6 protein-coding genes are annotated in these 3,910 nt (G+C 61.7%); 4 read left to right on the forward strand and 2 right to left on the reverse strand.

The features are described from left to right. A partial coding sequence (locus tag VMW12_05555; protein ID HUZ49194.1) for a relaxase/mobilization nuclease domain-containing protein occupies nt 1-545 on the reverse strand: 545 nt, incomplete at its 3' end. Then, nucleotides 542-901, reverse strand: a complete 360-nt coding sequence (locus tag VMW12_05560) for a hypothetical protein (GenBank protein ID HUZ49195.1) — start codon at nt 899-901, stop codon at nt 542-544. The genes VMW12_05555 and VMW12_05560, both read right to left, overlap by 4 nt. A 445-nt stretch (nt 902-1,346) precedes the next feature. Here VMW12_05560 and VMW12_05565 point away from each other — a divergent pair, with 445 nt between their 5' ends. The 4 genes from VMW12_05565 to VMW12_05580 are packed head-to-tail and all read left to right on the forward strand — an operon-like array spanning nt 1,347 to nt 3,242. Next, entirely contained in the window at nt 1,347-1,751 is a 405-nt protein-coding gene (locus VMW12_05565) for a hypothetical protein (protein HUZ49196.1), read from the forward strand. After that, nucleotides 1,748-2,515 (forward strand): hypothetical protein, encoded by a 768-nt coding sequence (locus tag VMW12_05570; GenBank protein ID HUZ49197.1) that lies wholly within the window; start codon nt 1,748-1,750, stop codon nt 2,513-2,515. Before VMW12_05565 ends, VMW12_05570 begins: the two co-directional genes overlap by 4 nt. Nucleotides 2,516-2,544: 29 nt before the next feature. Next, complete coding sequence (locus VMW12_05575) at nt 2,545-3,093, forward strand: hypothetical protein (GenBank protein ID HUZ49198.1); 549 nt, start codon at nt 2,545-2,547, stop codon at nt 3,091-3,093. After that, nucleotides 3,090-3,242 carry a hypothetical protein gene (locus VMW12_05580; protein ID HUZ49199.1) on the forward strand — a complete coding sequence of 51 codons (153 nt, stop codon included), beginning with the start codon at nt 3,090-3,092 and terminating at the stop codon, nt 3,240-3,242. The genes VMW12_05575 and VMW12_05580 overlap by 4 nt, the downstream gene beginning before the upstream one ends. The last annotated feature ends 668 nt before the right edge of the window (nt 3,243-3,910 follow it).

A 3,910-nucleotide genomic window follows, 5' to 3' on the forward strand; every position in this document is an offset into this window, starting at 1 on the left:
GACCGGCAGCGGTTCCGTTCCCAGACCTTGAGATCGTGGACATTCACGGCTGCGGCGACGACATGAACGTGCGCGTGCGGTGTATCACGATGGACGCTGTAGACCTGGGCATGCGAACCGAGTCCGACGTTTGCTATCGCCATCTCGGCGGCGCGGATGATTTGCTCGTCGGAGGTGGTCTTCGATTCTTCAGGGTTGACGCTGAAGACAAAATGGATCGCCGATTCCCGGACGTTGCGGCTCGTCGCGATCGCCGCAAGCGCGTCCATCTCGATGTCCGCAGTCGCGAGCGCCGCGACGTTTTTCGCATAGACTGAAGACGGCCTGACGCCTCGCCCCTGGGCCGGAGAAAACACGACGCCAACCCCAAAGTCGTCGCGTTCCGAAGCCGCTGCCAAGAGCGCGTGGAACGCCTCTTTGCGCTCCTCCGGGGTTGCTGCGAGGTCGTGCTCGTGCGAGCCGAGCGAGTACCCCAGGGCATAGCGAACGGCACCGCGCGCGGAGCCAGCACCAGTCTTTGGACCGGCGCAAATCTTGGCGTTCATCCAGACCACCGTTCCGTGCGTCGCTCGTCGAGCGGCGCGTCGTAGTAGGTCGTACGAAGAGCCAGCAGCGCGTCGGAAATGCTGCGGCGCATCTCTGCCATGTCGACGCGCACGCTCTCGTTGGCCGGGACGTTCGGGAGCGCTGAAATGGCTGCGACGACGCGCTGGCCGAGCAGAACCAGCGGTCCCAGTTCCACGCCGACCTTCGGTTTTGACTCGCGCCCGACGATGAGATCGGAGACGTACGCGCTGACCGATAATCCGTAGCGCGCGGCTTCGGATTCGACACGCTCCTTCACTTCGGCGCGCACGCGTAAGCCGAGTTCGACGGTCGTTCGATTGATGCGCTTTGACATTTTGCCTCCTTTCGTGAGTCGGGCAGGTGCGCCGCAGGCACCATCCTGCCCGTGTACCCCTCCTCGTAAGTTGAATCGTCGCACGAACATCGCGTATGACGGAAGCCTTGCAAACGAAGCGCATCGGCATCGCGGCTGAATAGCGAGTGAATATTGCGTTGAATCTCGGCTGAACATCGTCAACGATCATCGGGAATCGGAGCGACGAGTCAGGCAGGAGATACCGCTGACAATGCAGTATAATGGTAACATCTGATTCCGGGGTCGAGAGCATCACGCTCCGACTTTACGGCGAACGGGTCCCGGAACCGTCGCCCTGTGATACAACCGATGCCGCCCGTATGGTGGCCCAAATATCACAGGAACGACGCAGCAGATGGTAGACCGCAACACTCCGACGAGCGCAAACGAACCCGAAGATCCAAACGCTCGAGATGTGCACTTGATGCGCGTCTTACAACACGTCCCGAAGGCGGCTGAAGCACTGGACGCGGTGCAAGTGGTGCTGGGGCCCAGAGAGTCTTGCGTCGCGATCGTATTGCGTCACCTTGAACCGCAGATTCTCTCCGCGCGCTCTCGCGGTATGTCCGATAGCAAGATCGCCGATATCCTGGCTGGATCCGGGATCGCGTACTCGCGTGAATACCTGCGCGTCGTTCTGGCGAGGCTCTACCCAAAGAGTGCGGTGAACCCCGGCGGAACGTCGCAGCGCAAGACGCGTCGTGCGCAGGTCGACGCACCACGGAAAACCGGGGTGAAGGGGAGGGGTAGCCCTACCACCGTACCGCCGGTGAAGGCGTCGCAGATTCCCACGCCGAGCCACGCAGGCTTTCGAGGTGATGCAGAATGATGCGAAGTCTCGTTCTCGTTCCCTCGAACAAAGGCGGTATCGGGAAAACCACAGTTGCGAAGGTTATCGGCGAGCAGCATCGTCGGCAGAACACCGGCTGCGTCATCGTCGATGCGGACGCGGGTGTCGGGGGCCTCCTTCGGCACCTTGGCGACCGCGACGCCGAAGGTGAGATCCTCCGGGTGCAATCCATCGAGAGCGGCGTGCTCGCCATAGATTGGCACCAGGACGTGCGCTCGCGCGATGCGATTGCCGACGTGCTCGCTCATCGTCGCGACGTGCTGATCGATCTGCCGGGCGGAAGCCTCGGCACCCTGAAGGCGCTGGCCGATGAAACCGATCTGTTCGAGATCGTACGGCGCGCCGGCTTCGACCCGACGATCCTCTGTTGCATAACGCCGTATCGTGAGACGTGGGGCGACGTACGCGACGTGCAGGCCTGGTTGCCCGATGCGAATATTCTTGCCGTCGTAAATGAAGGCTTCGGTGATTACGAGGACTTCGCCGATTGGCGCTGCTCGAAGACGCGCGCAGCCCTAGTCGCCGGGCGGGGCTGCGAGATCATCTTTCCGCGTCTCGAACCACGCATCGCAGCCCGCATCGCTTGGCACCGCTTACGACTCTTCGACGCACCGACGTCCGAGCGTCTTGGTGTGCTCGATCGCGGCCGTGTCCATTACTGGCTCCGCCGTGCAACGGCGGCTATCGACGAGGTCAGGGATCTTCTCGGCCTCGCACCCATGAAAGCAGAGGTACCACAATGAGTCTAGCATATGACCTGGTTCGTAATGCCGTGCGCGGCACGACGCTCGAATCACAACTCGACACCATTGCCATGCGGCTCCACCTGACGTCCGATTCGCCAGATTGGATTATCGGCGCGGTTGCCGCGATCGCGGTCCAGTCAACGCGCGAAGCGACCGACGCGCTCGAAGCGCGCATCGCCAGCGCGATCGCCGCCGCGATTCATCAAGAACTCAATGCGCAGTGGCGTGCTGATCTCGGCTCCGCGATCGCTGGAGCCGTCGTCGCCTCGGCGGCCACGAAGATCGCCGAACCGACGGAAAAGACTGTCACCGCAATCGCGACGAGTGCGAAACAGTTTATCGCCGACGCCGATGCCAAACTCAAAAAGTGGAAGACGCCAGGCCAGGCTGTTATCGTCTTGGCCATTTTTGCCGCAGCCTTCGTTGCGCTCACATTCAATATGGCGTTGCACTGGGGCGACCACAACGCGAACGCCGCTGGCTACGTCGCTGGCGAGCAATACGCTGTTGCGGCAGAACGGCAGTGCGTCCGCGCCACTAGTCATCTTTGCGGCTGGAAAGGACGCTCGAAATGAATACCGATATCAAGACGCTCGTCTTCACGATCCTGGCGGCCACGGTGGGTGTAGCTGCATTCGTTTTAGGCATGGAAGTCGGCTCACACAACTTCTCCGCTGCAACGACACAGGGAGAGGGCTTGCCACCGATGTGCGCGCGCTGTTAGATGCGCTAGAGCAGTTCGGCTGACGCGTCGGCCGACGCACGCCACGAGCACATCGGCGTATATCCACTCTATCACCGCTTGCCGTAACGCTTCGCAACCCTTTGAAAGCGCGACCGTACGCGAGCAAAGCGTGGCGCGCGCCCCAGGTCGAAGGCCTCGCAGTCAATCCCATTGCGTGCGCCTCATGCGGGGAGCCCGTCTTGAAGCGCAGGCGCCGCTACTGCGAAGCGTGCTTACCGCAAGCGCGCAAAGAGCGTGGCCTCCGCGCGATCGCCGCGGCTCGCAAAGCCCTCGCAGCGCAAGCCTCAGCGGGCAAAGACCCTCGCGCGACCTCGCACGCGGGGCGCAAGCGCGGCGAGGCCAACGCAGAGCACCATCGGCGAAATCGCCAGTGGCAACGCGAGCTATCGTCTGAAGCATATTCGCTGGCGTCAAATCGCGAAAGTGGTTCGCTTGCGACGCACCGCTCTAGCCGCTCCCAACCAGCATCGCCAGCCGCTGGAACGAGCGCGTGCTCAAGGGAAACTCGCGGCTTGGCTCTTCCTAATAATCTTTCAAGTAATCCCATCAAGCCCCATTTACTCGGCATCTACGGCTACCTAATCCGATCTTGTAATATGTCGGACGCGTTCGCGATTACGCACGTAGGCTGGCTGGCTCAAACTTCT

Source organism: Candidatus Dormiibacterota bacterium (genome assembly GCA_035532835.1).
GTDB lineage: Bacteria > Vulcanimicrobiota > Vulcanimicrobiia > Vulcanimicrobiales > Vulcanimicrobiaceae > DAHUXY01.